Here is a 24,561-nt window from a genome sequence, read left to right as displayed (position 1 = left end):
GCAGCGTGAAGAAGTTCACGTTTCGTCGGCGGTCGCTGCCTGATAAGCGCCGCCACGCAAGGCGGTCAACGAACGTTTATTCGGCGCTGCGCAGGCGTTTCGGCGTCAGGCCAAGATAACGGCGCATGGCGGTGGTCAGCGCGCTCTGGCTGGAAAAGCCGCACTCTTCCGCGATGCGGATCAGCGGCAGGCCGCTCTCTCGCAACAGCCGCACGGCGCGGTCCAGGCGGGTTTTCAGCAGGTACTGGTGCGGCGTCAGGCCGACGCTGTCCTTGAACTGTGCATGGAAATGACTAGGGCTCAGGCAAGCCACCTGCGCCAACTCGGCCACGCTGATGCGCCTCGCCAGGTGCTCGACGATATAGCTGTCGATCCTTTCCAGATTCAGCGCCCCCATAGGCCGCACATGGGGCTCGCCGAACAGGCGCAGGTGCAAGGCGCGCAGCAGCACACCACCGAGCGCACGGGGCAGCAGCGGATCAGAGCCGTAACGCTCAAGCTCGGCGCCTGCATAGCTCAGCAGGTTCTGGAAGTCAGCATCTAGTTGCGGGTAGCGCGGGGTTTCGAACAGGCGGGTCAGCAGTTGCAGGTCTTCGCTGGAGGTGCCCTGCTCATCCAGATCGATGATCAGCATGCGGTTATCACCAATACCGGCGAACTGGTGATCAGCATCCCCCGGCACCAGGCAGGCACGCATGCGGCAGACCTCGCCACCGCGACCGTTGACCTCAAACTCAGCGCGCCCAGCCAGCGACAACACCAGTTGATGATGGTCGTGAGTATGTTCGTGGGCTTGGTCATCAAGACGCATCAATCGCGCGTTGAACATGAAAAGTGCAACCCTGGAAAGCAGAGGTGCAACTTTAACCTTTTGCCCGGTAAAACTGCAGCCTGCACGACAAATGGGCAGCTGCCGCACCAAAAACTACCGAAGCCATTAAAAAGCGCCCAAATACGGGGCGAATTATCAGCGTGCCAACGGTAAAAAACGCCTGAAATAGGTGCTTTGCGGTGCCTGGCAAGGGATTTGCTCGGTTAGGACGCCCCTTGCGCACCGTTCGGGTTCAGGAAACCAGCTTATGGCTCTCAGCATTGCTCTCGCTCTGGCATTGGCGCTGTTACTCGCCGGCCACTTCCTCAGCCAGCTCGCCAGCAAACGCCATCAACAGCATCTCAATGAGCTGCAAGCTGAACTGCTGCAACGCGCAATTGATCTGCTGCAAACCCTGCAGAAACACCGCGGCCTGGGCGCCCAACAAGACCTGCTTAGCACCAGCCAGCGCAATGTCCTGGCCCGCCAACTCGACCAACTCTGGCTGAACTGGCCCGGCGCAAGCCTCGCACTCGCCCCGTTGCAGCAGGACTGGCCACGCCTGCGGCGCAACCCGGCGGACTTTGCCGCGCATTGCCAGGTTATCGACGGCTTGCTGGAGGTTATCGCCACACTCGAAACCCGCCTGTGCCAGGCCGGTAACTCGCAAGTAGAGGGCATCGCTCAGGCCTGCCACGGCCTGGAAAACCTTGCGCGCCTGCGCGGCCTGAGCGTACGTGCGGCCAATTACAGCCAATGCCCGCCAAGCCTGAAACAGCAGATTCAGCAGCTCTGCCTGGAGCTGGAACAATCGCCTGCCGACGCGCCCTTGCAGCAAGTGTTACAGCGCCTGGAGCAGGAGTTGATCGACAGCCGCGAAGTACGCCTGGCACCCCACGAGTGCTTTGCCCTGCTCACACCGCTGATCGACGATTACGCCCAGCGCTTGCGTGCGCCATTGCGGGCGGCGTTCGCAGCCCGGGCTCCCACAGAGCAGCCCTAGCGGCTATGCTGGCAGCCTCGACTTTCGCCAGGAGCTCACCATGTTTGCCCCCCGCCTGACAGTGGCACTCAGCCTTGCACTGCTCGCCGCCTGCGCGCAAAAGCCCAGCAACGTGACTCTGGAGCAGAACCAGCAGAGCAAATGCCCGCTGTCGCTGCACGTCGGCCAGCAATTCAACCTGCGCCTGCCGAGCAACCCCACCACCGGTTTCCGCTGGCTGCTGCGTGACTCCGCGCCGCAGGTGCTTAAAAGCCTCGGTCCCGAGGTCTACAGCAACCCGGAAGACGCCGGCCTGGTCGGCAGCGCCGGAGTTTCCACCTGGCGCTTCGAGGTCATCAAGGCTGGCGAAGGCCAATTGGCCCTGACCTACGAACGCCCCTGGGAAGTCGGCGTAGTGCCCGCCCAGCGCTTCAACTGCACGATTAAAGCTCGCTAGCAGGCCGTTGAAAAACGTAGGCGCGGCAGCCAGCGCAAGGCAAAAACAGGCGAAAAATGGACTGGGCTCGCACGCGAGTTTACGAGCTGTAAATGAGCTTTTTGATCGGACTCGCGCACGAGCCTGTTTTTAACGCGGCGATGGCAACGTAGGTAGTTTTTCAGCAGCCTGCTGCTACTGGCGCGAAATGCTGACCTGAGTGGCACCCACGGCGTGGCCAGTTAATTCGCGACACGCCATAGTGCTGGCCTTTCGAGAATCAAGGACAAAGGCCATGCGTTATCTGCTGCTGGGTTTGCTGGGCACTGCGGTATTTCTCTATGCACGCCTCAGTGGCCTGAGCGAGCTGGGCCTGCTCAGCAAAGGCATGCCAGTGATTGCCCTGCTGCTGTGGCTGAGAACTGCACCGAGCGGCCTGTATCGACGTTGGATCAGCCTCGGCCTGCTCGCCTCACTGGCGGGCGATATCCTGCTCGACTGGCCAGGTGATTTGTTTGTCTTCGGCCTCGGCGCGTTTCTGCTCGCTCACCTGGCTTACCTGCGCGCCTACCTGAGCGACTGTAAACAACCCGCCTGGCTCGCCCTGCTGCTCGCATTGGCCACTGGTGGGACGATGTTCGCCATACTCGCCAGCGCCAACCTGGGCCCGTTGCTGATCCCCGTGGCCTGTTACGCATTGGCGATCAGCGCCATGCTCTGGCGCGCCCTCGCCAGCCTCGGGCAAACGGGCCTGCCAAGCATCTCAACACGCCTGGCCGCCGGTGGCGCCGCGCTGTTTGTGCTCTCCGACAGCCTGATCGGCATCAACCGCTTTGTCGCCCCCTTCGATGCTGCGCCGCTGGCGATCATGCTCAGCTACTGGCTCGGGCAATGGGCTATCGCCGCATCAGCATTCAACCGCTCACAAAACGCTTAAGGTTATTTTTAGGTCGGCATCCCCCCAATAAATCGACTATAGGAAGTAGACAAAAATAATTTAGGGGAAACAGCATGGCGGTTATCGGGCGGATAGTTGGCCTTTTCCTGCTACTGGCAGGACTCTGCGGTTGTAGCAGCCTGTTGCCCAGCGAGCGCGCCGAAGCGCAATCCCCCTTCGATGATTACCTGGACGCGGAAATGCGCTATGCCAAGGTAGTTCCAGGAGTCACCAGCCGCTCCGAGCTGTTCGCCCTTGGCTTCGACCCGCTGGCCGAAGGCAACGGCAAGATGCTGTCGTTTATCGATATCCGCCTGATGTTTGTACAACCCAACGTGCCCATCACCTACCTGCCCGACGGCCTGGTGCAGTGCCTACAAGCCAAGGACCGTTGCATCGGCTACGCCTTTGAGTTCAACAAAACCGACACCCAACGCGTTGGCAACTTCTGGGCCGATGTGCTGAATTTCCGCAAGAAGCGCGAACTGCAAGGCTGGGCATTTCGCGCGGTGTTCGTGCTGGTGGATGATCAACTGGTGCACAAGGTCACCAACGGCGAACCGAACATTCGCCGCCTAGAAGTCAAACGCAACCCATTGGGACCACTGCAGGGCGCAGGCGAATTCTTTTCCGACCAATTGAAGTAATCGCGGTTTGGTTGCGCGCCGTACTTGGCTAAAATGCCCGGCTTTATCGACCAGTGCGTAACCATCGTGAGCAAACAGCCCGACCGTCTTTTCGCCAAACCCCTGGCCCAGGTGCCAGACTTCGTGTTCAACGAGGATGTGGTGCGGGTTTTCCCCGATATGATCAAGCGCTCGGTGCCGGGCTACCCGACCATTGTCGAGAATATCGGCGTGCTAGCATGCCAGTTTGCTCAGCCGCATAGCGTGCTGTATGACCTCGGCAGCTCCCTCGGAGCAGTAACTCAGGCGCTGCGCCGACATGTGCAAATTGCCGATTGCCGGGTGATCGCCGTGGACAACTCCAGCGCCATGGTCGAGCGCTGCCGTGAATACCTGCACGCGCAGGACTCGATGTTTCAGGAGCTGCTGCCGGTAGAGGTGATTGAGGCCGACATTCTCAGCCTCAACTTCCAGCCAACCTCGCTGGTGGCGCTGAACTTCACCCTGCAATTTATCCAGCCCGAACAACGACTCGAATTACTGACGCGGATTCGCCAGGCCCTGCTGCCCGGCGGCGCGCTGATTCTTTCAGAAAAACTGCAGTTCGAAGACGCTGAGCAACACGCTCTGTTGGGCGAGTTGCATATCGCCTTTAAACGCGCCAACGGCTACAGCGAGCTGGAAATAGCGCAGAAGCGCAGCGCCATTGAAAAGGTCATGCTGCCCGACAGCCTGGAGCAGCACCGCGAACGCCTGCTGGCCGCCGGATTCAGCCAGGTAGTGCCGTGGTTCCAGTGCCTTAATTTCGCCTCCTTGATTGCCCTGCCATGATCAGCCGCCTCGACCTCGACGCCCTGCAAGCTGCGCTTGCCGGCACACCACTGCAAGACTGGGCCGCCGACCTGCCCGGCCAGATCGACGCCAAACTGGCGATCGGCCATGGCGACCTGCCGCGCTGGTACGGTGCGGTACAGGCCCTGCCGGAACTGAATGTCGAGCAGCTGGAACTGCTGAACGCCTTCAGCTTCGACGGCGTTTGCAGCGATACCACCCGCGCCGAGCTGAAAACTGCGCTGCAGGGGCTGATCCCCTGGCGCAAAGGCCCATTTCACTTATTCGGCGTGCATGTTGATACCGAATGGCGTTCGGACTGGAAGTGGCAGCGGGTCGCGCCCTACCTCGATCTCAAGGGTAAGCGCGTGCTGGATGTCGGCTGCGGAAACGGCTACTACATGTGGCGCATGCTCGGTGCCGGCGCGGACAGCGTGGTCGGCATAGACCCCAACTGGCTGTTTCTCTGCCAGTTCCTGGCGATGAAGAACTACCTACCCGATCTACCCGCCTGGCACCTGCCGCTGGCGTTCGAGGAATTGCCGGGCAAGCTGCAAGGCTTCGACACGGTGTTTTCCATGGGTGTGCTGTATCACCGCCGCTCGCCTATCGATCATCTGATCGACCTCAAGGATTGCCTGGTCAAGGATGGCGAACTGGTGCTGGAAACCCTGGTGGTGGAAGGCGATGCGCAGCAGGTTCTGGTTCCCGAAGACCGCTACGCGCAGATGCGCAACGTCTGGTTCCTGCCTTCGGTGCCGGCACTGGAGCTGTGGCTGCGCCGCGCCGGCTTTGTCGATGTGCGCTGCGTGGATGTCAGCACCACCTCGGTGGACGAACAGCGCTCGACCGAGTGGATGCGCTTCCAATCACTGCCAGAGTTTCTCGATCCAGCCGACCACAGCCGCACGGTGGAAGGTCTGCCGGCCCCTAGTCGCGCTGTATTGATCGCGCGTAAACCGTAAACCGGACATATCACGGCTCGCGTAGGGTGGACATGCGCCAGCTTGTCCACAGGTTACAGATGGCGGACAAGCCTGCTGCATGTCCGCCCGACGCACTAGACTCAGCCGCGGTTAGCCGCGGCTACGATCAATTGCTTCATCTCCGCCACAGCTGACTTGAAGCCAACGAACAGCGCGTGCGCCACCAAGGCGTGGCCGATATTCAGCTCGTTGATCCCAGCAATCGCCGCCACCGGTTCGACGTTGTGATAATGCAGGCCGTGGCCGGCATTAACGATCAGGCCGTGCTGAAGGCCACAGGCGACTCCGTCGCGAATCCGCGCCAGCTCGCGTGCCGCCTCTTCCGGTGTATGGGCATCGGCATAACGACCGGTGTGCAGCTCGATAGCCGGAGCGCCGACACGCTTGGACGCTTCGATCTGCTGCGGATCCGGATCGATGAACAGCGACACTTCGCAGCCGATCTTGCTCAAACGCTCGACCGCAGCGCGAATCCGCGCCTCCTGCCCGGCCACATCCAGACCACCTTCAGTAGTAAGCTCCTGGCGAGTTTCTGGCACCAGACAGACATGCTCGGGGCAAATGCTTTCAGCGAAAGCGAGCATCTCCTCGGTGACGCCCATCTCGAAGTTCATGCGCGTCTGCATGACCTCCTTAAGCAGGCGCACATCACGCTCTTGGATATGCCGGCGGTCTTCGCGCAGGTGCACGGTGATGCCATCGGCGCCCGCCTCTTCCGCATCCAGCGCGGCCTTGACCGGGTCCGGGTAGCGGGTACCACGAGCCTGGCGCAGGGTGGCCACGTGGTCGATATTTACACCCAGCAGAATACGATTGGCATCAGTCACGGCTTGGCTCCTTGAGCGTCATAAACAGTTCGCGGCTGACCAGCGGTCGGCCACCTAAATGGGGGGCTAGGGCCTGGCGCATCAAGCGTTTGGCGGCAGCCAAGGCACCGGGCGCAGTCCAGTCCGCTTCGGCCATAGCCAACAACTCGGCCCCTTGAAAAGCGCCGGGTTGCAACTGGCCAATTGGCACCAGCCCAGTTTCGGTCTGCAGTCGATACAGGCCTGCTTCGGCGATAGGTTGACCTTCGCTGTCCAGATCCAGGGCGAAACCATAGCCCAGCTGATCCAGCAGACGCCATTCAAAAGAGCGCAGCAAGGGCTCCAGGGCGCGGCCCTGGGCTAGCGCCAGCACAGTCATGGCGTAGTGCTCGAAAACGGCGGGATGCGGGTCATCGGCGGGCAACAGGCGGATCAACAGTTCATTGAGGTACAGACCACTGAACAGCGCCTCGCCCACCAGCAGATTGGGGATGCCCGCAGGGTCAAGGCGGCCGACGTTTTTCAGCTCACCACGCCCGCGAAACTCGGCTTCCAGAGGAATAAACGGCCGAGCCAGACTTCCGGCCTTGCCCCGAGCGCCTCGCAAGACAGCACGCAAGCGGCCCTGCGGAGTAAGAAAGTCCACCAGCGCGCTGCTTTCACGGTAAGCGCGGCTGTGCAGAACATAGGCAGGCTGACCAAGGGCAAGCATGGGGCTTACTCACAAAAGCGGGCACAGGACGCGCCCGAGGACGACTCAGATATTGTCGTAACCCAGGGAGCGCAACGCGCGCTCATCGTCAGACCAGCCACTTTTGACCTTGACCCAGAGGTTGAGCATGATTTTGGAGTCGAACATCACTTCCATATCCTTACGCGCTTCCTGGCCGATGCGTTTGATCCGCTCACCCTTGTCGCCAATGATGATTTTCTTCTGCCCATCACGCTCGACCAGGATCAGCGCGTGGATATGCAGGATGCGCCCGTCGCGCTTGAATTCCTCGATTTCCACAGTGATCTGGTACGGCAGCTCGGCCCCCAGCTGACGCATGATCTTCTCGCGCACCAGTTCGGCGGCGAAGAAACGGCTGGAGCGGTCGGTGACCTGATCTTCGGGGAAGAAGTGCACACCTTCCGGCAGACGCTCACCTACCAGCTTTTCCAGAGTGTCGAGGTTATGCCCGTGCTGGGCGGAGACCGGCACAATCTCGGCATTCGGCAACTGGGTGGCTAACCACTCCAGATGCGGCATCAGCTCGGCTTTGTCTTCGATGCGGTCGGTCTTGTTGATCGCCAGAATCACCGGGCCTTCGACGTATTGAATACGCTCGAGCACCATCTGGTCCTCGTCGGTCCAGCGGGTGCGATCCACCACGAAGATCACCACGTCGACATCTTTCAGCGCCGACGAGGCGTTCTTGTTCATATAGCGATTGAGCGCTTTCTCGTTGTTCTTGTGCAGACCAGGAGTATCGACATAGATGGCCTGCACCTCACCCTCGGTCTTGATCCCGAGCATGTTGTGCCGCGTGGTTTGCGGTTTGCGCGAGGTTATCGCCAGCTTCTGCCCGAGGATGTGGTTGAGCAGCGTCGACTTGCCCACGTTGGGCCGGCCGACGATGGCGACATAGCCACAGCGTGTAACAGGTGAATCAGTCATTGCCATTCTCCACACCCAGGGCGATCAGAGCGGCAGCGGCCGCAACCTGCTCGGCGATACGCCGGCTGGCACCCTGCCCCAGGGTTTTATCATTGAGTAAGGTGATCTGACATTCGACTACGAATGTCCGGCAGTGCGGCTCGCCCTGAATATCCACAACCTCGTAACGTGGCAACTCACAACCGCGCGACTGCAGAAACTCCTGCAGGCGGGTTTTCGGATCCTTGTTGGTGTCGACTAGCGTCAGGCTGTCCAGCTCAGTGGTCAACCAGGCCAGCACACGCTCGCGAGCCGCATCCATCCCAGTATCAAGATAGATGGCACCGATCAGCGCTTCCAGGGCATCGGCGAGAATCGACTCGCGGCGAAAACCACCACTTTTCAGCTCGCCAGAGCCCAAGCGTAGGTACTCACCCAGATCAAAACCACGCGCCAAAATCGCCAACGTCTCGCCTTTGACCAGGCGCGCGCGCAGACGTGACAGTTGCCCTTCACGGGCCAATGGAAAGCGCTGAAACAGCGCCTCACCAGCGACAAAGTTGAGGATCGCATCACCGAGAAACTCCAGACGCTCGTTATTGCGCCCGGCGAAACTACGATGGGTAAGGGCCAGGATCATCAGCTCCTGGTCCTTGAAGGTATAACCGAGCTGCCGCTCGAGACGGGCTAACGACGCACTCACGGCATACGCACACGGAATTCTTTATCGAAGCGCACCACCAGATCGATATTTTCAATCAATGGCTCACGCTTTTCGTATTTCAGGTGCACACGAAATTCGTTGTTTTCAACTTTGACTTTGATCGCGTCCTGCATATTCAAATCGCGGATGCTGTTGACCTGCATGCCCTTGCTGATATGGCTATAAAAATCGTTAATGCTACGAACCTCAGCGGCTTTATCGGTCTCAACCGATGTGATCATTTTCTCTAGCGACATATAGTCAAAGTAATGCGGCAACACCTTAAACGCAGCACTGGCCAAAAAGGCAACAACAGCCAGCACCATCAACCAACTAAGAATCGACATTCCCTTTTGCGAATGCGCAGATTTCATATTTGTCCCCAAATTCGAGTTATGTGGAAGCCATGACGGCTGGAGGCAAGACTATATATAGCCTGCAACGCTGTATTTAACAGCGTCGCAAATTCGTCAGCAGGTCAGTGAATCAGACCTACGCGGGAGAAATTGGGCAGGTTGCGCGACTTCGGGTCCGGCCAGCTCATCCAGATGGCGAATGCTTTGCCGACGATATTCTGGTCCGGCACCATGCCCAGAAAAGCTTTTGGAATAGCTGGGTCATTCCAGTAGCGGCTGTCATTGGAGTTGTCGCGATTGTCGCCCATCATAAAGTAATGCCCTTGCGGCACCACCCACTCACGGCCAGGCTCAACTCGATAACGCTGCATTTCCTTACGGATCTGGTGCTCGGCTTCACCGAGTTTCTCGTTATACAGCGTCGCACTGCCCAGGCTACCCGGCTCATCGCCAATCAACTGCTGCGCTACAGACTCGCCATTGATGGTCAGACGCTTGTCACTGCTGTAGGCAATGCGGTCGCCGGCCAGGCCCACCACACGTTTGATGTAGTTGATGTTTGGATCGCTTGGGTAGCGAAATACCATCACATCGCCACGCTGCGGGTCGCCCACTTCGATCACCTTGGTGTCCAGCACGGGCAGGCGAATGCCATAGGCGAACTTGTTGACCAGGATAAAATCACCCACTTCCAGGGTCGGCTTCATCGAGCCGGATGGAATCTGGAAAGGCTCGACCAGAAACGAACGCAGGACCAGCACAATCGCCAGCACCGGGAAGAACGATTTGCCGTACTCCACCAGCAAAGGTTCTTTGTTCAAGCGCTCCACTACCGCCTCATCAGGCTCACTGACCTGACCGTGGTAAGTGCTGATGGCCGCTCGCCGGCGCGGGGCCAGAAAGATCAGATCGAACAACGCCAACGCGCCACAGACGGCGACGGCGATAACCAGTAACAGCGGAAAATTGATCGACATAGGGCCTTAACTATCCAACCTGAGCACGGCGAGGAAGGCTTCCTGTGGAATTTCCACGTTACCGACCTGCTTCATGCGTTTCTTACCGGCCTTCTGCTTTTCCAGCAGCTTGCGTTTACGGCTGACGTCACCGCCGTAGCATTTGGCCAATACGTTCTTGCGCAGCGCTTTGACCGTAGTCCGCGCAACGATCTGTCCACCAATTGCAGCCTGGATCGCCACGTCGAACATCTGCCGTGGAATCAGCTCTTTCATCTTCTCGGTCAACGCACGGCCTTTGTAGTGGGCGTTGTCCTTATGCACGATCAGAGCTAGTGCATCAACCTTGTCGCCATTGATCAGTACATCCAGCTTGACCAGGTTGGCCGACTGGTAGCGATCAAAATGGTAATCCAGCGAGGCGTAGCCGCGGCTGGTGGATTTCAGTCGGTCGAAGAAGTCGAGTACCACTTCGTTCATCGGCAGGTCATAGCGAACCTGAACCTGAGAGCCGAGGAACTGCATGTCACGCTGCACGCCACGCTTCTCGATGCACAGGGTAATCACGTTACCCAGATGCTCTTGCGGCACCAGAATAGTGGCCTGCACGATAGGCTCGCGGAAGTCCTCGACCGAGGAAACATCCGGCAGCTTGGACGGGTTGTCGACGTAGATCGTCTCACCGGTCTTGAGCACCACTTCGAAGATTACGCTCGGCGCAGTGGTGATCAGATCCAGGTCGTATTCGCGTTCCAGGCGCTCCTGAATGATCTCCATATGCAACATGCCGAGGAAGCCGCAACGGAAGCCGAAGCCCAATGCATCGGAGCTTTCTGGCGAATACTGCAGCGACGAGTCATTCAGAGTCAGCTTCTGCAACGCATCGCGAAAATCTTCGAAATCATCGGAGCTAACCGGGAACAGGCCGGCATAAACCTGCGGCTGAATACGCTTGAAACCGGGCAGCACTTCGACGTTAGGTGTGGCGGCCAGGGTCAGGGTGTCGCCCACAGGCGCGCCGTGAATGTCCTTGATGCTGGCGATGATAAAGCCCACTTCACCGGCCTTGAGGTCGACGGTAGCGGTGTGCTTCGGGTTGAAGACGCCGACGCTATCGACCAGGTGAATCTTACCGGTGGACTTCACCAGCACCTTGTCACCCTTCTTGATCCGGCCGTGGCGCACACGTACCAGGGAGACCACACCCAGGTAGTTGTCGAACCAAGAGTCGATGATCAGCGCCTGCAACGGCGCCTCGATATCACCGGTCGGCGCCGGAATGGTCTGCACCAGACGCTCGAGCACTTCATCGACGCCCAGACCAGTCTTGGCACTGCAGGTCACCGCGTCGGTGGCATCAATACCGATGATTTTCTCGATTTCTTCCTTAACCCGATCCGGATCGGCCTGAGGCAGGTCAATCTTGTTCAGCACCGGCATGACCTCAAGGCCCTGCTCGATCGCGGTGTAGCAATTGGCGACCGACTGTGCCTCCACGCCCTGACCGGCATCGACCACCAACAGCGCGCCTTCACAGGCAGCCAGCGAACGGCTGACTTCGTAGGTGAAGTCGACATGGCCTGGGGTGTCAATAAAGTTCAGCTGATAGGTAATGCCGTCTTTAGCCTTGTAATACAGGGTGACGCTGTGCGCCTTGATGGTGATCCCGCGCTCGCGCTCAAGATCCATGGAGTCCAGTACCTGGGCCTCCATTTCACGATCAGCCAGGCCGCCACACATCTGGATAAACCGGTCAGCCAGGGTCGACTTGCCGTGGTCAATGTGGGCGATGATGGAGAAATTACGGATATGACTCAAATCACTCACGGATCAACACTCGAAAAGGTCGCAGGCGACTGCCCGCCGAAAATAGCCGCGAAGTGTACCCGAAAGCCACCTTGCACGTCATCAAGGCCGCACGGCAGCTCTATGTAAAAGGGCGACCGAAGTCGCCCTTTTACCCTGCCAGCGCCGTTAGTCGGCCAGCTTGAAGGTGATAAAGCTGGCGCGCCCCTGACGCAGCACACGCATAGACACCGAACGATTCTTCGGCAGTGCCTGCGCCACTTCAGTAAAAGTCTTGGCCGAATTGATCGCCTGATTGTTCAGGTGAGTGATCACATCGCCGGGGCGCAGACCAATCAGCTCCGCCGGACCGTCCTGCACCTCGGAAATCACCACACCGCCTTTCAGGTCGAGGCTCTTCTTCTGCTCAGCGGTCAGCTCGACCACCTTGACCCCTAGACGGTTGCTACTGCGCTCAACTCCAGGCGCAGCTGCTCCGGCCAAGGTCTCGCCGTCTTCAGGTAGCGCACCAATGGTCAACTGCAGCTTCTTGCGTGCACCGTCGCGCACCACATCCAGCTCAGCACTCGTGCCCGGTTTGAGTGCACCGACCAGGTGCGGCAGATCGGCAGACATGATGATCGGCTTGCCATCTAGGCTGAGAATCACATCACCTACCTGCAAACCGCCCTTGGCAGCCGGCCCCTCTTCCAGCACTTGCGCCACCAGCGCACCGGCCGGCTTTTCAAGGCCAAAGGACTCAGCCAGATCCTTGTTCACTTCCTGAATCACCACGCCCAACCAGCCGCGACTGACCTTGCCTTCAGCCTTGAGCTGATCGGCCACATCCATCGCCACACTCATCGGGATAGCAAACGACAGGCCCATAAAGCCGCCAGAACGGGTGAAAATCTGCGAGTTGATACCGACCACTTCGCCAGCCAGGTTGAACAGCGGACCACCGGAGTTACCCGGATTGATCGCTACGTCGGTCTGAATAAACGGCACATAGCTCTCGTTTGGCAGGCTACGCCCCTTGGCGCTGACGATCCCAGCGGTCACCGAGTGGTCGAAGCCGAAGGGCGAGCCGATCGCCAGAACCCACTCACCGACTTTAAGGTCTTCGGACTTGCCCAGTTTGACGGTTGGCAGGCCTGCACCCTCGACCTTGAGCAGTGCAACATCGCTGCGCGGATCAGTGCCGATCAGCTTGGCTTCCAGCTCACTGCGGTCCGACAAACGCACGATGATCTCATCGGCATCGGCAATCACATGGTTATTGGTCAGCACATAGCCATCAGCGGAAATGATAAAACCCGAGCCCAGCGATTGGGCCTCACGCTGGCGACCGCCGCCAGGCACGCGCGGTACCTGTGGAATATTGCGCTCGAAGAACTCGCGAAACATCGGCGGCATGCCTTCAAGATCGGGCATGTTGAGCTGACCGCTACCTGCGACTGCGCGATCCGGCATCTTCTGCCGGGTACTGATATTGACGACCGCAGGTGACGCCTGCTCAACCAGTTCGGTGAAATCCGGCAGGCTCGCTTGAGCAAGCAGCGCTTGCCCCATCAGCAACACAGCAAATAACGCAGTAAATGAAGATTTCAGACCAGGCTTAGACATACAACTCCCCATCAGGCCAGCAAAAGTCTTAAAACGCTGCTGCGGCACTACCAAGCAATGCACGCAACACCACAGGTTGCAAAGCCGGATCACCGGCTGTAAGACGGCTGCGCCAGCGCACCGCGCAGCAGGCAAACAGAAAACCGAATAGCGCACTGAGTATCACCCAGGGCTCGCTCAAACCCATTTGCTCCGCCAGCACAGCCGCAGCAAACAAGCCGAGCAATGGCAGTAGATAAACCAGAAACGAACCGCGCACCAGCAGATCCTCGCGCACACCGATGATGACCGCATCGCCCACATTCAGCTGCAGATTCGACAGTGCACGCACGTAACCACGACGACCGCTCGCCCCGAGCTGATCAAGCAAGCTCTGGCCGCAGCCGGCTTTGACAGAGCAGCTGGAACAAGTGCTTTTACGCAGCGTTTCGACCCAGACGGCACCGGGCTCAATGGCCACGACCCGCCCCTGCTCCTCAATCACTGCACCACCTCGGCCGCCGAACGCATCGACAAGGCCACTCGCTCGGCAGTACCCAAAGGTATTTCACCGACTACGGTGACCATGACGTCGCCGTCATCGGTCTTCAGCCGGCGCGAAACGGCGACAGTCGGCCCCAGCTGAGTGCGAACATCCTCAACTGCCGCGCCGCGCAGCGGCTCCATGAAGACGGAAAAACTCGCCAGACCATCGTCATACACCTGGCAGGCGACAGGCTCATCCGATGCAGGGCTGCGGCGCTGGGTAACTGAACTCAGGCTAAAACCTGGCGGCAGCCAATCTGAACGCCAGGCCTCGACCGCTTCACTCTGCGCGGCAGGCAAACGCACCGGGCGACAGCCTGCACCAGGCTCAAGGTTAGAGGCTGTGGGGGCTTCGGTTTGTAGATGGGTAAACTGGAAACGCTCAAGCAACTGCCCCTTGTCGTTCACCAGCAACGACTTGAGCGGCAAGCCCGTTTGCTGATCAAGGTGCAGTTCAATGCCATAACGGTGCTGATCGCGCGGCACCAGCGCCAATACACTGGTGGCCCGCCCCGCTACGCGGGCCTTGCCGAGCACACGCAGCTCATACCACTCAGTCAGCTGCGCGGCATTCAGCGCCCGAGCGGGCCATAGCTGACTGTCGATCAATTGGTCGGCCAATGCGCCACTGGCGCACTGCACCTGGCCATCGATACGCAACACTTCCTGCGCCGATCCATCCAGTTGCATCAAGCGTTCGCGTAATTTGCCGCCCTCTTCAACCCGGTGCCAGATGCTGTGCGTCGAAAAACTGCCATTACGTTCGTAGACGAACGTGCCCTGAAAACTCTGTGTGCGCTCGGCATCAGCCAATCGCTGCAGCAAGGCCTGCCCCTCATCGGCAACTGCCGGCAACGCCAGCCAGCTACCCAACAGCAGGGCGCTAAGTGGAATAAAGCGCATGCGCCTCCTTAACAACAGGCCGTTAACGGCTTTCCAGACTGGCCGCGCGAGCATAAGGCAGTGGACTTTCACCGGTGCTCATGGCCGCTTGCTGCGCATGCTGACGCAGATAGGCTGGCAGACGCTGCTCATGCCAACCAGGCTGACCTTGACCAACAGCACTGGCCGCAGGAGCCGCTTGCTCTTCAGAGGTATTGAAACCTGCCAACATAGCCGGCCCGCTGACTTGGGGAATGCTGAGCGCCGGCTGATTGGCCTGCTGCGCCAACTGCGTACCGGTGATGTCGTCCTGGTTGTACAGACGCACACCTGCCAGCACTGCCACAGTAACCGAGGCGGCAACAGCCAGACGCCCAACGGTGCGCCATGGGCCGCGCTGCTCTTGCTTCAGAACAAGTGGGGCATCATCGGCCAAGGCTGCGGATACGGCAGCCGCAATATCCAGGCGCGGCTCAAGCAGCTCTTTGTGCATGACCGCACGGGCGATCTGGTAGCGCGACCAGGTTGCCCGCATTTCAGGGTCATCGCTGGCCGCCAGCACGCGTCTCAGTTCAAGTTCATCCGCTTGGTTATCCATCACCGCGGACAGCGATTCCTGTAGGGTTTCACGACTCATGGCGGTTCCTCTCATGGCTGACGCCGCTGTCTTAGGTTTCCTGCAGCAATGGCTGCAGGGATCGGTCGATGGCCTCACGCGCTCGGAAAATCCGCGAACGTACGGTACCGACTGGGCATTGCATGACGCTGGCAATGTCCTCGTAACTCAGACCATCAAATTCACGCAAGGTTAGCGCTGTGCGTAAATCTTCCGGCAATTGCTCGATGCTGCGGTGAACGGTGGCCTCGATCTCGTCGCGCAACAACGCGCGCTCCGGCGATTCGATGTCCTTGAGGGCATGGTCTCCATCATAGAACTCGGCATCCTCAGCACTTACATCACTGTCTGGCGGGCGCCGACCACGCGATACCAGATGGTTCTTCGCCGTGTTGATGGCGATGCGGTACAGCCAAGTGTAGAACGCGCTGTCACCACGAAAATTACCCAACGCCCGATACGCTTTGACGAAGGCTTCCTGCGCCACATCCTGTGCCTCATGGGTGTCATGCACAAAACGCACGATCAACCCGAGAATCTTGTGCTGATACTTAAGCACCAATAGATCAAATGCGCGCTTGTCGCCGCGCTGTACGCGCTCGACCAGTTGCTGATCATCTTCCTGGGTTAGCATGAAAACTCCTCATAAGGTTTGAAGGAGTGCAACGCCAACCCTTTAATCGGTCTGCCAAAGTAGACTCGGGCATTGCGCAAAAGTTCTCTCCTTCAAACAAGCTTCCTGCAGAACACTTAAAAGCCCTGCACGGAACAGCGCAGCAAAGGAACTCCATTGCTGCGCTTGTAGTCTGGATCACCTGCCGGCTAAGCAAAAACCGCAGGCCCACTGGAAGTCGCCTGACGCAGGCGAATTTCCATTCAAACAACCGCCTATGGAACCCGAAACGCTTAAAAAGTTCCCGAGTAACGCACTTGGTCATAAGCTGGCTATTGTGCCGTCCACCCCCTCTATATACTAGGGGCCGCTTTTCGCGGAATTCGGACATGAGCCAACATTACCAACACGACGTTCTGGTCATCGGCAGCGGTGCAGCCGGCCTTACTCTGGCCCTCACGCTGCCTGATCATCTGCGCATTGCCGTACTGAGCAAGGGCAACCTGTCCAACGGCTCGACCTACTGGGCACAGGGCGGCGTGGCGGCGGTACTGGACGATACCGACACGATTGAATCGCATGTCGAGGATACGCTCAATGCTGGCGGCGGCCTGTGCCGCGAAGACGCCGTGCGTTTCACCGTCGAGCACAGCCGCGAAGCCATTCAGTGGCTGATCGACCAGGGCGTGCCCTTTACCCGCGACGACCAGACCGCACGCGAAGACGGCGGCTTCGAATTCCACCTGACCCGTGAAGGCGGCCACAGCCACCGACGCATCATTCACGCGGCCGATGCCACCGGTGCGGCGATCTTCAATACCCTGCTGGAACAGACCAGACAGCGTAGCAATATCGAACTGCTGGAGCAGCGCGTCGCCGTTGACCTGATCACCGAACGCAAACTCGGCCTGGAAGGCCAGCGCTGCCTAGGCGCTTACGTGCTCAACCGCGCCAGCGGCGAGGTCGATACCTTTAGCGCACGCTTCGTGATTCTCGCCACCGGCGGCGCAGCCAAGGTCTATCTCTACACCAGCAACCCGGATGGCGCCTGTGGCGATGGCATCGCCATGGCCTGGCGCGCCGGTTGTCGGGTCGGCAATCTGGAATTCAACCAATTCCACCCGACTTGCCTGTATCACCCGAAAGCCAAGAGCTTTCTGGTCACCGAAGCACTGCGTGGTGAAGGTGCACTGCTCAAGCTGCCGAACGGTGAACGCTTTATGCCGCGCTTCGATGAACGCGCCGAACTGGCGCCACGGGATATCGTCGCCCGCGCTATCGACCATGAGATGAAGCGCCTGGGGATTGACTGCGTGTTCCTCGATATCAGCCATAAACCGGCTGATTTTGTGAAATCGCACTTCCCTACCGTATACGAACGCTGCCTGGACTTCGGCATCGACATCACCAAAGAGCCCATCCCGGTGGTACCGGCCGCGCACTACACCTGCGGCGGCGTGCTGGTCGACCAAAGCGGCTGCACCGATGTACCGGGGCTGTATGCCATCGGCGAAACCAGCTTTACCGGCCTGCATGGGGCCAACCGCATGGCCAGCAACTCGCTGCTGGAATGCTTCGTATATGCCCGTTCAGCGGCCGAGAACATCCTCGCGCAGCTGGAGCACATCAGCATGCCGAGCGCGCTACCCAGCTGGGACGCCAGCCAGGTGACCGACTCGGATGAAGACGTGATCATTGCGCACAACTGGGACGAACTGCGGCGCTTTATGTGGGACTACGTCGGCATCGTGCGCACCAACAAGCGTCTGCAGCGGGCCGAACACAGGGTACGTCTGCTGCTCGACGAAATTCACGAGTTTTACAGTAACTACAAGGTCAGCCGTGACCTGATCGAGCTGCGCAACCTGGCCCAGGTCGCCGAGCTGATGATCCGCTCGGCCATGCTCCGCCATGAAAGCCGCGGCCTGCATTACACCCTGGACTACCCGCAGCAGTTGGCCGAGGCCAAGGACACTATTCTGCTGCCGCCCACCTATGGCGACTGAATTTCAACCGCACCCGTAAGCGCCGGTGCTGATCACGCGCCAGGCTGTCGCGGGCAATGCACAACGAGCGCACACGGCGCTGCCCCGCTAGGCGAAAACGCAGCAACACAATCATCGGCAAGACCAGGCTATCGGGATGCAGCTCAATGGCCTGCCAGCCCTGCGCCGCGCTGTGCACCTGCCAACCATCCGCCGTGCAACGCAGCGCCCGGTAAGCCTGCGGTGCACTCAGCAGCAAATGTCGCGGCAGCACCCAAGCGGCATGGGTGACACAGAAGCAAATCCCGAGCAAAAGTGCCCAGAGCGGAATATCCACCAGCGCCAGACTAAGCAGCGCCAGCCCCTGAATCAGGGCGTAGCAGATCAGCAGCTGCCGTGAAGGCTGCCACTGACAGTCGAAGCCATCACTGGGGCTGGACACGGTCCAGAATCATCCGAACCATTCGCTTGAGATCGGCATCTTCTGGCTCGTCGCGCTGCATAAACCAGCCGAACATGTCCTGATCTTCACATTCGAGCAGTTTGCGATAACGCTCGCGGTCTGCCTCGTCGAGATGCGGGTACACCTCTCTGACAAACGGCACCAGCAGCACATCCAGCTCCAGCATGCCGCGGCGGCTGTGCCAAAAAAGACGATTGAGTTCAACCGAGTCAACCATGGGTATGCTCCTTGGATAAGGCGCGCAGTATACCGATGAAAAGCGCCCCTGTTGACCGCGCGCATCAGCCAACCAGCCAATGCCCTCAAGCGAAGCTGCGGCAAGCGCTGACAAGGCGCGAGGCGCGCTCTATGATGAGCCCCCTAACTTTTATCCAGCGATACCTAATCCACCATGGCCGATACCGCGTTTTACTGCACCCTCAGCCACGAAGGCATCCTCGCCGTACGCGGCCCGGACGCCAACAAGTTCCTCCAGGGCCAAGTCACCTGCAACCTCAATTACCTCAGCGACAGCCAATCCAGCCTGGGTGCGCGCTGCACGCCAAAAGGCCGCATGCAGTCGAGCTTTCGCATTGTCAGCGTGAGTGACGGTTTCCTCCTGGCGATGGCCAACGACTTGCTGGAGGCGCAGCTCGCCGACCTGAAGAAATACGCCGTATTCAGCAAATCCAAACTCACCGATGAAAGCCAGGATTGGCTGCGTATCGGCCTGAGCGGCGGCGATGAGGCCATACGCAGCCTCGGCCTGGATCTCGCAGAGGCTGCTGACAGCGTCGCGCACAGGGATGAACTGCTGGCCCTGCGCCTGAGCGATGGCCGCGCCGAACTCTGGATACCCGCCAGCCAAGCCGAAACCGTACAAGCCCAATTGGCCTCGCAGCTGCGCGAAGCACCGTTGAATGACTGGCTACTGGCCCAGGTACGCGCTGGCATTGGCCAGGTTATGGGTAGCACCCGCGAGCTGTTTATCCCGCAGATGATCAATCTGCAGGCCGTGGGCGGCGTGAGCTTCAAGAAAGGCTGCTACACCGGCCAGGAAATCGTCGCGCGCATGCAGTACCTGGGCAAACTCAAACGCCGCCTGTATCGCCTCGAGCTGCATGACAGCCAGGTGCCGGAGCCCGCCACTGCGCTGTTTTCCCCAACGCACACCTCCAGCGTCGGCGAAGTGGTGCTGGCGGCGCGCAGCGCAAGCGGCGTCGAACTGCTTGCCGTATTGCAGGACGAAGCCGCGCTAAATGGCGTTATTCACCTGGGTTCTGCCGAGGGCAGCACGCTGAGCGTGCTCGATTTGCCGTATACACTGGACTCAGACCGCGAAATACAGCGCTAAGCACTTACTACACTTACTATTGCCTGACCGCCTAAAGAGAATTGCCCATGAGCAAGCTTGCCGAGAAAGTCCAAAAGGAACTGATCCAGGCCATCGACAGTGATGAACTGGTCCTGCCGACCCTGCCGGAGGTCGCGCTGAAAGTCCGCGAGGCGGCAGAGAACCCGGATATCGGCATCCCGCAACTGAGCAAAGTGATCGGCAATGATGCGGCCCTGACGGCGCGCATCATCAAGGTGGTGAACAGCCCACTGCTGCGCACCAACAAGGAAATCACCGACCTGCAGATGGCCGTCGGTCGCCTCGGCATCAACTACACCTGCAACCTGGCCACGGGCCTGGCGATGGAGCAGATGTTCCAGGCCACCAGCGACGTGGTCGACCGCAAAATGCGCGAAGTGTGGAACAAAAGCACAGAAATCGCCGGTATCTGCCACGTTCTATGCAAACACTACACTCGCCTGCTACCGGACCAGGCTACCCTCGCCGGCCTGGTGCATCAGATCGGCGTGCTGCCAATCCTCACTTACGCCGAAGAGCACAGCGAACTGCTGGCCGACTCGATCAGCCTCAACCACGTGATCGAGCAGATCCACCCGATCATCGGTGACAAGATTCTGCGTACCTGGGAATTCCCCGAGCTGATCGCCATGGTGCCCGGCCAGTACCTGGACTTCACCCGCGACAGCGCCAAGGTCGACTATGTCGATATCGTTCAGGTCGCCACCCTGCAGAGCTACCTGGGCAGCGAACACCCTTACACCCAGCTGGACTGGAGCCAGATCCCGGCGTTCCGCAAACTCGGCCTGGACCCAAGCCAGAACCTGAATGAAGACGAAGACCTCTCCGCCGCGATGGAAGCGGCCATGAGCATGCTCCAGTAAGGCCCCTCACGCGCATGCAGCCGAATGCAACTAGACTGAATACAGTCCCCGCAATTGGCATACGGCTCATGCGCGCTCTGCTGTTATCCGCCCTGTTCAGCCTGTTTTGCGGTGCTTTGGCCGCTGCAGAATCGGTGCGCCTGACCAACGGTGAATGGCCGCCTTACCTGGGTGAGCAGTTGCCGCACAAGGGCGTTGCCTCACGCATCGTCGCCGAAGCCTTTGCCCTGCAAGGTATCGACGTGGCCTGGGAGTTCCACCCCTGGGCGCGCTCGCTGCAACTGGCCGAGCGCGGCCAACGCGCCGGCAGCGCGGTATGGCTGCACAGCAACGAGCGTGAGGAAAAGTTCTTTATCAGCGACCCGGTAGTGGAAAGCGGCTACTACCTGTTCCACCGCAAGGGTTATAGCTTTGACTGGAAGCAGGTCAGCGACTTGCAAGGTCGGCGCCTGGCCGGCACCCGCGGCTATGACTACGGCGAAGCCTTTCAGCAGGCCGAAGCCAGCGGACAACTGCGGGTCAACCGGGTCACCAGCGATGAAACCGCCTTTCGCCAGTTGATCGCCGGCCGCGTGGACCTGTTCCCAATGGACAAGGTGGTCGGCTTCGACATGCTGCATCAGCACTTCAGCGCCGCCGAGCGCGCGCAACTGAGCTTCCACCCCATGCCCCTGCGCAGTGACAGCCTGCACCTGCTGCTCTCGCGGGAAGTACCCGGCAATGCCGAGCTGATTGCACGTTTTAACCAGGGCCTGGCGCAACTGCGCGAAAGCGGCAAGGTCGCCCAGTACCTGCTGGAAATCCAGCAACCACTTAGCCTCGCCCCCTGACTCAAGCCTCCGCGCTGGCGAACTCGACGCGCACCAACAAACCGTGCGGCTGCGCCTGATGCAGGCTGATTTCAGCCTGATGCGCTCGGCAGATCTCGCCGACAATCGCCAAACCCAACCCCGCCCCCGAGCCCTTGTTGCTGCGCCGATAGAAGCGCGCAAACACCCGTTCATGTTCTTCCGGCGGAATCCCCGGGCCGTCGTCCTCGACCTCCAGCACCCCAGTGGGCAAGACCCGCAGAATCACATTGCCGTCGGCTGCGGTGTGCGCCAGGGCATTGTCCAGCAGGTTGCACAGCAGCTCGTTGAGCAAAGTCGGCTCACCGCTGACCCACACCGGCTGCTCGGCCTCCAATGCCAGAGCAATACCCCGCGCATGGGCCAGTGGTGCCAGGGCCATGCCCAGTTCGCGCGCCAGCTGACTGAGATCCAGACGCTGCGCGCCGCCCTCGGAAATTGCTCGGGCGCCGCTTTCGATACGCGCCAACGAGAGCAACTGATTAGCCAGATGGGTCAGTTTGTCGGTGTTCTGCGCTGCTTCTTCCAGGGTGCTGCGCCATACCGCCGGCTCCTGCGCGCGCAAGCCCAGTTCGACCCGCGCCTTCAGCGCTGCCAGCGGCGTGCGCAGCTCATGGGAGGCATCGGCGATAAATTGCGACTGGCGTTCGAACAGGTTGCGCAGGCGATCATTGAACTGGTTCAGCGCATCGATCAGCGGGCGCAGCTCGCGCGGCATGCCGACATCCGACAACGGCTGCAGATCGTCGCTGGTACGCGCCGCCACACTGCGGCGCAAAGCTTCCAGCGGGCGCAGCGCAGCGCTTACCGCCAGCCACACCAGCAGCAAGGCACTCAGCGACAGCACGCCCATACGCAGCAAGGTGCCGAGCAACAATTCGCGAGCCATGCGCTCACGCGCGCCCTGGGTTTCTGCCACGCGGATTTCCGCCACACCATTGACCCCCGGCTCACTAACCGGCTGCAGCAGGCTGACCACCCGCACGCCCTGGTTGCGGTATTCGGCATCGTAGAAATGCGCCAGCGCCGGGTAATCCTCGGTGCGCTTGGTGCCGGGCGGCGGTGGCGGCAGGTCCTCATATCCGGACACCAGCGCGCCCTGCACATCCAGCACCTGGTAGTAGATGCGCCCGGCACTGTCATAGGCAAAGGTGTCCAGCGCCACATAAGGCACATTGGCATTCAACCGTTCGGCTGTGGCGTACAAACCATCGGCAATCGCCCGCGCCGAAGCCAGCAGAGTGCGGTCGTAGGCGGTGTCGGCGGCGCGGCGCGCGCTCCAGTAGGCGCTCAGGCTGCTGACCAGCAGAATCAGCGCCAACAGCAGCGCCAAGCGGCGGATCAGCCGGCCGCGCAGGCTGCCCGGTTCGGTCTGCACAGGCTTGCTGCGTTCAGTCACCGACTGCCTCCAATAGATAACCAAGGCCACGGAAGGTGACGATTCGCACCCCGCCGCCTTCGAGCTTCTTGCGTAGACGATGCACATAGATTTCGATGGCATCGCTGCTGGCCTCCTCATCCAGGCCGAAAACCTGGGCAGCCAACTGCTCCTTGCTCATCACCCGTCCAGGCCGGGCGATCATCGCTTCCAGCACCGCCTGTTCTCGCGAGGTCAGGGTCAGCAGGCCATTGGCCAGGGTAAAACGCCGGGTATCCAGATCATACAGCAGATTGCCGCAGCGCTGCTGGCGCTCACCACCGAGCACCGTGCGGCGTAGCAGCGCCTTGACCCGTGCTTCCAGCTCGCTCAACTCAAAGGGTTTGGCCAGGTAATCGTCGGCGCCGAGGTTAAGGCCATGCACGCGGTCCTTGACCTCGCCACGGGCGGTCAGCATCAGCACCGGCAGGGTATTGCCACGTTCACGCAAACGCGCCAGCACCTGAAAACCGTCCAGCCGCGGCAGGCCGATATCGAGAATCGCCAGGGCGTAATCCTCACTGCTCAGGGCCAGATCGGCGGCCACGCCGTCATGCAGCACGTCCACCGTCCAGCCGGCACTTTTCAACGCCTGGGCCACGCTGGCCGCCAGTTGCACATGGTCTTCAACCAGCAGGATTCGCACGGTATTGGCACTCCACAACATTGTTCTTGTGCGCCCAGTGTAACGGCGCAAAGGCCGCTGGGAACGCCCCAGCAACTTTCTTTCAAGATGAAAGCCTGGTGAAAGCTTGACCCCATAGCATCGGTTTCAGGTGGCTCGATCCACCTACCAGAACGACTGACGCAGTGGTGCGCAGCCGTGACAAAAACAACAATGGAGACCACAGGATGCCGACTGCATCGCATCGGGCACTTTCGCCTGTACACCTGCTTAGCCTGGCCATCAGCACGGCCCTGCTCGCCCCCGCTGCCCACGCCGATTTTGTCGCTGACAGTAAGGCCAGCCTGACCACCACCAACATCTACCTCAATCGCGACTTCCGTGAGAATGCCGGGCAGAACAAGCGTGAAGAATGGGGTCAGGGTTTCTGGCTCGACGTCCAGTCCGGCTACACCGAAGGCACCGTCGGCTTCGGCCTCGATGCTTTGGGCCTGCTTGGGGTAAAACTGGATTCCGGCGGCGGACGTACCGGCACTGATCTGCTCCCCGTACAAGACGATGGTGGCACCCCGGACCAATTCGGTCGCCTGGGTCTGACTGCCAAGGTCAAGGTCTCCAATACCGAGCTGCGCTACGGCTCGCACATCCCCGAACTGCCAGTGGTAAAGGCCAGCGACAGTCGCCTGCTGCCGCAGGTGTTCGAAGGCGGCCTGCTGACCTCCAACGAACTCGACGGCCTGAGTTTTACCGGCGGGCGCCTGGACAAGGTNGATCGACCGCGCCTCAACCAACTCCGAAGAGCTGATCCTCAACAGCAAGAACCGCCCCYTCGCCGCAGGGATCACGGCGGKTCATCTKGACCYGATGGGCCYCGACCCGTCTCTTATACA

Annotated in this window: 27 protein-coding genes and 1 pseudogene; 11 read left to right on the top strand and 17 right to left on the bottom strand. The window is 60.0% G+C overall.

All coding sequences use genetic code 11. From position 1 onward, the window contains the following. Positions 1–76: 76 nt before the first annotated feature. Positions 77–829 carry an AraC family transcriptional regulator gene (locus tag ACQ4LH_RS19220; protein ID WP_430698659.1) on the bottom strand — a complete coding sequence of 251 codons (753 nt, stop codon included), beginning with the start codon at positions 827–829 and terminating at the stop codon, positions 77–79. Between the two features lie 250 nt (positions 830–1,079). Here ACQ4LH_RS19220 and ACQ4LH_RS19215 point away from each other — a divergent pair, with 250 nt between their 5' ends. The 6 genes from ACQ4LH_RS19215 (at position 1,080) to cmoB (ending at position 5,588) form a co-directional block, all read left to right on the top strand. Next, on the top strand, positions 1,080–1,814 hold the full coding sequence (locus ACQ4LH_RS19215) for a hypothetical protein (protein ID WP_430698658.1): 735 nt from the start codon (positions 1,080–1,082) through the stop codon (positions 1,812–1,814). A 40-nt stretch (positions 1,815–1,854) separates the two neighbouring features. Then, positions 1,855–2,250, top strand: coding sequence for a protease inhibitor I42 family protein (locus tag ACQ4LH_RS19210; protein ID WP_430698657.1), 396 nt, complete (start codon positions 1,855–1,857; stop codon positions 2,248–2,250). Between the two features lie 274 nt (positions 2,251–2,524). Beyond that, positions 2,525–3,166, top strand: a complete 642-nt coding sequence (locus tag ACQ4LH_RS19205) for a lysoplasmalogenase (protein WP_430698656.1) — start codon at positions 2,525–2,527, stop codon at positions 3,164–3,166. A gap of 74 nt (positions 3,167–3,240) precedes the next feature. Next, positions 3,241–3,813 carry a hypothetical protein gene (locus tag ACQ4LH_RS19200; RefSeq protein WP_430698655.1) on the top strand — a complete coding sequence of 191 codons (573 nt, stop codon included), beginning with the start codon at positions 3,241–3,243 and terminating at the stop codon, positions 3,811–3,813. Between the two features lie 33 nt (positions 3,814–3,846). Further along, positions 3,847–4,623 carry a carboxy-S-adenosyl-L-methionine synthase CmoA gene (cmoA, locus tag ACQ4LH_RS19195; protein WP_430698686.1) on the top strand — a complete coding sequence of 259 codons (777 nt, stop codon included), beginning with the start codon at positions 3,847–3,849 and terminating at the stop codon, positions 4,621–4,623. Beyond that, entirely contained in the window at positions 4,620–5,588 is a 969-nt protein-coding gene (cmoB, locus tag ACQ4LH_RS19190) for a tRNA 5-methoxyuridine(34)/uridine 5-oxyacetic acid(34) synthase CmoB (protein WP_430698654.1), read from the top strand. Before cmoA ends, cmoB begins: the two co-directional genes overlap by 4 nt. Before the next feature lie 101 nt (positions 5,589–5,689). On the opposite strand, the gene pdxJ is transcribed toward cmoB, so the two are convergent. From pdxJ to rpoE, 12 genes are all read right to left on the bottom strand, one after another. Next, the gene (pdxJ, locus tag ACQ4LH_RS19185) at positions 5,690–6,436 is read right to left on the bottom strand and encodes a pyridoxine 5'-phosphate synthase (protein WP_430698653.1); all 747 of its coding nucleotides are present in this window, start codon (positions 6,434–6,436) and stop codon (positions 5,690–5,692) included. After that, on the bottom strand, positions 6,429–7,127 hold the full coding sequence (gene recO / locus ACQ4LH_RS19180; protein ID WP_275963021.1) for a DNA repair protein RecO: 699 nt from the start codon (positions 7,125–7,127) through the stop codon (positions 6,429–6,431). Before recO ends, pdxJ begins: the two co-directional genes overlap by 8 nt. A gap of 45 nt (positions 7,128–7,172) precedes the next feature. Then, complete coding sequence (era, locus tag ACQ4LH_RS19175) at positions 7,173–8,075, bottom strand: GTPase Era (RefSeq protein WP_275963020.1); 903 nt, start codon at positions 8,073–8,075, stop codon at positions 7,173–7,175. After that, positions 8,068–8,757 carry a ribonuclease III gene (gene rnc, locus ACQ4LH_RS19170; RefSeq protein WP_160015377.1) on the bottom strand — a complete coding sequence of 230 codons (690 nt, stop codon included), beginning with the start codon at positions 8,755–8,757 and terminating at the stop codon, positions 8,068–8,070. The genes era and rnc overlap by 8 nt, the downstream gene beginning before the upstream one ends. After that, positions 8,754–9,131, bottom strand: a complete 378-nt coding sequence (locus ACQ4LH_RS19165; protein WP_430698652.1) for a DUF4845 domain-containing protein — start codon at positions 9,129–9,131, stop codon at positions 8,754–8,756. Before ACQ4LH_RS19165 ends, rnc begins: the two co-directional genes overlap by 4 nt. A 104-nt stretch (positions 9,132–9,235) precedes the next feature. After that, positions 9,236–10,090, bottom strand: a complete 855-nt coding sequence (gene lepB / locus ACQ4LH_RS19160; protein WP_430698651.1) for a signal peptidase I — start codon at positions 10,088–10,090, stop codon at positions 9,236–9,238. Between the two features lie 6 nt (positions 10,091–10,096). Next, entirely contained in the window at positions 10,097–11,896 is a 1,800-nt protein-coding gene (lepA, locus tag ACQ4LH_RS19155) for a translation elongation factor 4 (protein ID WP_430698650.1), read from the bottom strand. Positions 11,897–12,043: 147 nt separating this feature from the next. Next, the gene (locus ACQ4LH_RS19150) at positions 12,044–13,426 is read right to left on the bottom strand and encodes a DegQ family serine endoprotease (RefSeq protein ID WP_430698685.1); all 1,383 of its coding nucleotides are present in this window, start codon (positions 13,424–13,426) and stop codon (positions 12,044–12,046) included. A gap of 82 nt (positions 13,427–13,508) precedes the next feature. After that, a complete protein-coding gene (locus tag ACQ4LH_RS19145; protein WP_430698649.1) occupies positions 13,509–13,964 on the bottom strand; it encodes a SoxR reducing system RseC family protein in 456 nt (151 codons plus the stop codon). Continuing rightward, on the bottom strand, positions 13,961–14,908 hold the full coding sequence (locus ACQ4LH_RS19140) for a MucB/RseB C-terminal domain-containing protein (protein WP_430698648.1): 948 nt from the start codon (positions 14,906–14,908) through the stop codon (positions 13,961–13,963). Before ACQ4LH_RS19140 ends, ACQ4LH_RS19145 begins: the two co-directional genes overlap by 4 nt. A 22-nt stretch (positions 14,909–14,930) precedes the next feature. After that, positions 14,931–15,524, bottom strand: a complete 594-nt coding sequence (locus ACQ4LH_RS19135; RefSeq protein ID WP_430698647.1) for a sigma-E factor negative regulatory protein — start codon at positions 15,522–15,524, stop codon at positions 14,931–14,933. Positions 15,525–15,555: 31 nt separating this feature from the next. Next, positions 15,556–16,137: an RNA polymerase sigma factor RpoE gene (gene rpoE, locus ACQ4LH_RS19130; protein ID WP_090252003.1), complete on the bottom strand. Its 582-nt coding sequence runs from the start codon at positions 16,135–16,137 to the stop codon at positions 15,556–15,558. A 368-nt stretch (positions 16,138–16,505) separates the two neighbouring features. Here rpoE and nadB point away from each other — a divergent pair, with 368 nt between their 5' ends. Beyond that, positions 16,506–18,122, top strand: coding sequence for an L-aspartate oxidase (gene nadB, locus ACQ4LH_RS19125; protein WP_430698646.1), 1,617 nt, complete (start codon positions 16,506–16,508; stop codon positions 18,120–18,122). Here nadB and ACQ4LH_RS19120 read toward each other — a convergent pair. Both ACQ4LH_RS19120 and ACQ4LH_RS19115 read right to left on the bottom strand, forming a co-directional pair. Continuing rightward, positions 18,091–18,543: a protein YgfX gene (locus ACQ4LH_RS19120; protein WP_430698645.1), complete on the bottom strand. Its 453-nt coding sequence runs from the start codon at positions 18,541–18,543 to the stop codon at positions 18,091–18,093. The genes nadB and ACQ4LH_RS19120 overlap by 32 nt on opposite strands. Further along, positions 18,527–18,781, bottom strand: a complete 255-nt coding sequence (locus tag ACQ4LH_RS19115; RefSeq protein WP_430698644.1) for a succinate dehydrogenase assembly factor 2 — start codon at positions 18,779–18,781, stop codon at positions 18,527–18,529. The genes ACQ4LH_RS19120 and ACQ4LH_RS19115 overlap by 17 nt, the downstream gene beginning before the upstream one ends. Before the next feature lie 174 nt (positions 18,782–18,955). On the opposite strand from ACQ4LH_RS19115, the gene ACQ4LH_RS19110 reads away from it, so the two are divergent. The 3 genes from ACQ4LH_RS19110 (at position 18,956) to ACQ4LH_RS19100 (ending at position 21,611) form a co-directional block, all read left to right on the top strand. After that, positions 18,956–19,897: a YgfZ/GcvT domain-containing protein gene (locus tag ACQ4LH_RS19110; protein WP_430698643.1), complete on the top strand. Its 942-nt coding sequence runs from the start codon at positions 18,956–18,958 to the stop codon at positions 19,895–19,897. A gap of 47 nt (positions 19,898–19,944) precedes the next feature. Further along, on the top strand, positions 19,945–20,781 hold the full coding sequence (locus tag ACQ4LH_RS19105; protein ID WP_394238527.1) for an HDOD domain-containing protein: 837 nt from the start codon (positions 19,945–19,947) through the stop codon (positions 20,779–20,781). A gap of 68 nt (positions 20,782–20,849) precedes the next feature. Further along, positions 20,850–21,611 carry a substrate-binding periplasmic protein gene (locus ACQ4LH_RS19100; RefSeq protein WP_430698642.1) on the top strand — a complete coding sequence of 254 codons (762 nt, stop codon included), beginning with the start codon at positions 20,850–20,852 and terminating at the stop codon, positions 21,609–21,611. Position 21,612: 1 nt separating this feature from the next. On the opposite strand, the gene ACQ4LH_RS19095 is transcribed toward ACQ4LH_RS19100, so the two are convergent. Both ACQ4LH_RS19095 and ACQ4LH_RS19090 read right to left on the bottom strand, forming a co-directional pair. Continuing rightward, positions 21,613–23,028, bottom strand: a complete 1,416-nt coding sequence (locus tag ACQ4LH_RS19095; protein ID WP_430698641.1) for a sensor histidine kinase — start codon at positions 23,026–23,028, stop codon at positions 21,613–21,615. After that, entirely contained in the window at positions 23,021–23,692 is a 672-nt protein-coding gene (locus ACQ4LH_RS19090; RefSeq protein WP_430698640.1) for a response regulator, read from the bottom strand. The genes ACQ4LH_RS19095 and ACQ4LH_RS19090 overlap by 8 nt, the downstream gene beginning before the upstream one ends. A gap of 206 nt (positions 23,693–23,898) precedes the next feature. Between ACQ4LH_RS19090 and ACQ4LH_RS19085 the strand changes: the two are divergent. After that, positions 23,899–24,561, top strand: a pseudogene (locus tag ACQ4LH_RS19085) (OprD family outer membrane porin); the annotation flags it as partial.

The organism is Pseudomonas peli (genome assembly GCF_050563605.1).
Lineage (GTDB): Bacteria > Pseudomonadota > Gammaproteobacteria > Pseudomonadales > Pseudomonadaceae > Aquipseudomonas > Aquipseudomonas peli_A.
This window is presented reverse-complemented; position numbering and strand designations above follow the sequence as displayed.

Excerpts from the sequence above, each read along its gene's own strand:
- ACQ4LH_RS19220 (WP_430698659.1), bottom strand. The coding sequence starts at position 829 with ATGTTCAACGCGCGATTGATGCGTCTTGATGACCAAGCCCACGAACAT.
- ACQ4LH_RS19215 (WP_430698658.1), top strand. The coding sequence starts at position 1,080 with ATGGCTCTCAGCATTGCTCTCGCTCTGGCATTGGCGCTGTTACTCGCC.
- ACQ4LH_RS19210 (WP_430698657.1), top strand. The coding sequence starts at position 1,855 with ATGTTTGCCCCCCGCCTGACAGTGGCACTCAGCCTTGCACTGCTCGCC.
- ACQ4LH_RS19205 (WP_430698656.1), top strand. The coding sequence starts at position 2,525 with ATGCGTTATCTGCTGCTGGGTTTGCTGGGCACTGCGGTATTTCTCTAT.
- ACQ4LH_RS19200 (WP_430698655.1), top strand. The coding sequence starts at position 3,241 with ATGGCGGTTATCGGGCGGATAGTTGGCCTTTTCCTGCTACTGGCAGGA.
- cmoA (WP_430698686.1), top strand. The coding sequence starts at position 3,847 with ATGCCCGGCTTTATCGACCAGTGCGTAACCATCGTGAGCAAACAGCCC.
- cmoB (WP_430698654.1), top strand. The coding sequence starts at position 4,620 with ATGATCAGCCGCCTCGACCTCGACGCCCTGCAAGCTGCGCTTGCCGGC.
- recO (WP_275963021.1), bottom strand. The coding sequence starts at position 7,127 with ATGCTTGCCCTTGGTCAGCCTGCCTATGTTCTGCACAGCCGCGCTTAC.
- era (WP_275963020.1), bottom strand. The coding sequence starts at position 8,075 with ATGACTGATTCACCTGTTACACGCTGTGGCTATGTCGCCATCGTCGGC.
- ACQ4LH_RS19165 (WP_430698652.1), bottom strand. The coding sequence starts at position 9,131 with ATGAAATCTGCGCATTCGCAAAAGGGAATGTCGATTCTTAGTTGGTTG.
- lepB (WP_430698651.1), bottom strand. The coding sequence starts at position 10,090 with ATGTCGATCAATTTTCCGCTGTTACTGGTTATCGCCGTCGCCGTCTGT.
- ACQ4LH_RS19150 (WP_430698685.1), bottom strand. The coding sequence starts at position 13,426 with ATGGGGCAAGCGCTGCTTGCTCAAGCGAGCCTGCCGGATTTCACCGAA.
- ACQ4LH_RS19140 (WP_430698648.1), bottom strand. The coding sequence starts at position 14,908 with ATGCGCTTTATTCCACTTAGCGCCCTGCTGTTGGGTAGCTGGCTGGCG.
- ACQ4LH_RS19135 (WP_430698647.1), bottom strand. The coding sequence starts at position 15,524 with ATGAGTCGTGAAACCCTACAGGAATCGCTGTCCGCGGTGATGGATAAC.
- rpoE (WP_090252003.1), bottom strand. The coding sequence starts at position 16,137 with ATGCTAACCCAGGAAGATGATCAGCAACTGGTCGAGCGCGTACAGCGC.
- nadB (WP_430698646.1), top strand. The coding sequence starts at position 16,506 with ATGAGCCAACATTACCAACACGACGTTCTGGTCATCGGCAGCGGTGCA.
- ACQ4LH_RS19115 (WP_430698644.1), bottom strand. The coding sequence starts at position 18,781 with ATGGTTGACTCGGTTGAACTCAATCGTCTTTTTTGGCACAGCCGCCGC.
- ACQ4LH_RS19110 (WP_430698643.1), top strand. The coding sequence starts at position 18,956 with ATGGCCGATACCGCGTTTTACTGCACCCTCAGCCACGAAGGCATCCTC.
- ACQ4LH_RS19105 (WP_394238527.1), top strand. The coding sequence starts at position 19,945 with ATGAGCAAGCTTGCCGAGAAAGTCCAAAAGGAACTGATCCAGGCCATC.
- ACQ4LH_RS19100 (WP_430698642.1), top strand. The coding sequence starts at position 20,850 with ATGCGCGCTCTGCTGTTATCCGCCCTGTTCAGCCTGTTTTGCGGTGCT.